Origin of the sequence: Methylopila musalis, from assembly GCF_042679725.1 — a bacterium.
GTDB classification, from domain to species: domain Bacteria; phylum Pseudomonadota; class Alphaproteobacteria; order Rhizobiales; family Methylopilaceae; genus Methylopila; species Methylopila musalis.
In genome coordinates, this window is sequence record NZ_JBHTMX010000332.1 from 1 (window position 1) to 1,632 (window position 1,632).

The 1,632-nt window shown below is 70.8% G+C and carries 2 protein-coding genes and 1 pseudogene; 2 read left to right on the forward strand and 1 reads right to left on the reverse strand.

The genetic code is table 11. From position 1 onward, the window contains the following. Positions 1–136, forward strand: a pseudogene (locus tag ACFQ4O_RS17345) (IS110 family transposase); the annotation flags it as partial. A 48-nt stretch (positions 137–184) separates the two neighbouring features. Here the strand turns inward: ACFQ4O_RS17345 and ACFQ4O_RS17350 are convergent. After that, positions 185–1,090 carry a YihY/virulence factor BrkB family protein gene (locus tag ACFQ4O_RS17350; protein ID WP_378777608.1) on the reverse strand — a complete coding sequence of 302 codons (906 nt, stop codon included), beginning with the start codon at positions 1,088–1,090 and terminating at the stop codon, positions 185–187. A 152-nt stretch (positions 1,091–1,242) separates the two neighbouring features. Here ACFQ4O_RS17350 and ACFQ4O_RS17355 point away from each other — a divergent pair. Continuing rightward, a partial coding sequence (locus ACFQ4O_RS17355) for a DMT family transporter (RefSeq protein WP_378777610.1) occupies positions 1,243–1,632 on the forward strand: 390 nt, incomplete at its 3' end.

Here is a 1,632-nt window from a genome sequence, read left to right on the forward strand (position 1 = left end):
CGCCGCGACCTACACAGCCATGCGCGCGAACGGAAAGCCGCCCAAGGTCGCCCTCATCGCCATCGCGCGAAAGCTCGTCACCGTCGCAAACGCCGTCCTGAGAGACCGCACGCCCTTCAAAAATGCCACAGCATGAAAACACAGTTGCCGGCTCAAGGCCGGGACAAAGGGGGGCGCACCCCTCTCACCCGGCGTCGGCGGCCCTGGCGGCTTCGGCGCGTTTGCGGCGGCGGGCGACGATGGCGGCGTTGAACTCCGCGCCCAGGATGAACAGCGCCGCGCTGACGTTGAGGAACACGATCGCGGTCATCACGCCCGCAAGGCCCGCATAGGTGGAGGCGTAATTGGCGAAGCGCGCCAGATAGACGCCGAACAGCGTCGCCCCGCCGAGCCACAGCGCGACGGTGAGCGCCACGCCCGGCAGCACGTCGCGCACCCGGCGCCGCCCGCCCGGCAGCCAGAGATGCATGGCGGTGAGCGCCGCCGCCACCACCACCATGGTGACGGCGTAGCGGGCGATGGTGCTGATCGTCTCGAGCCCCACCAGCGCGGCGGCGTATTCGGGGAAGGCGTTCGAGGTGTAGTCGATGGCGAAGCCCCACAGGATCGGCCACAGCACAATCAGGAAGGCCACGGTGATCAGCCCGAAGGCGCCCAGCATCACGAACCAGATGCTCTGCAGCCGGGCGAGCCAGAACGGCTTGGAGGTGGGCGAGGCGTAGGCGCGGCCGAGCGCGATCCGCAGCGACTCCACCGCCGAGGACGACACCCACAGCGTCAGCAGCACGCCGACCGTCAGCACCCCGCCGCGGGGCGTGGTCAGCACCTTCTGCACCTCGGTCGCGAGCGGGGTCGCGACGCCCGCAGGCCAGGTCTCGAAGATCAGCCGCACCGCCGCGCCCGAGGCCTCGCCCGCGCCGAGAAAGGCCGCGAGCGCGGTGACGAAGATCAGGAACGGGAAGATCGCGAGCAGGCCCGACAGCGCCACATGGCTCGCGATCGCCCAGCCGTCGTCGCGCTCGAAACGGACGAGGGAGTCCCAGATCAGCGGAGCGATGCTCTTGATGGCGTCGCGAGGCTTGGCGGTCATGCGGCGGAAAGGTAGCGCAATCGTGGCGGCGGGGGAGTCGTTTTCGCTGCGGCGCACGCGCGCGATCGCCGGCCGTGATCGACGCATCACGGATTTGTGGTTGCGTGCGGGGCCCGTCCGGCGGACGAGAGCGGCGTCAGGAGCCTTCGTCTATGCCCGCCGTCCTTTTGCCGCCCGTGTTCGTGCTGATCTGGTCCACCGGCTGGATCGTCGCCAAATACGCCGCCCCCCACGCCGATCCTCTCACCTTCCTGTGCCTGCGCTATGTGGGCGCGATCGCGCTGCTGGCGCCGCTCGCGCTGGCGCTCAAAGCCGAATGGCCGAAGGACCGGGCGGGCTGGACGGGGGCGCTGCTGAGCGGCGTCCTGCTGCACGGCGTCTATCTTGGCGGCGTGTGGTGGGCGGTGTCCCACGGCGTGCCGGCGGGGATCTCGGCGCTGATCGCGGCGCTGCAGCCGCTGTTCACCGCGCTCGCCGCCGGCCCCCTGCTGGGCGAACGCCTCGGCGCCCGGCGCTGGGCGGGAATCGCGCTCGGCCTCGCG

Coding starts and splice junctions, on each gene's coding strand:
- ACFQ4O_RS17350 (WP_378777608.1), bottom strand. CDS start 1,090: ATGACCGCCAAGCCTCGCGACGCCATCAAGAGCATCGCTCCGCTGATC.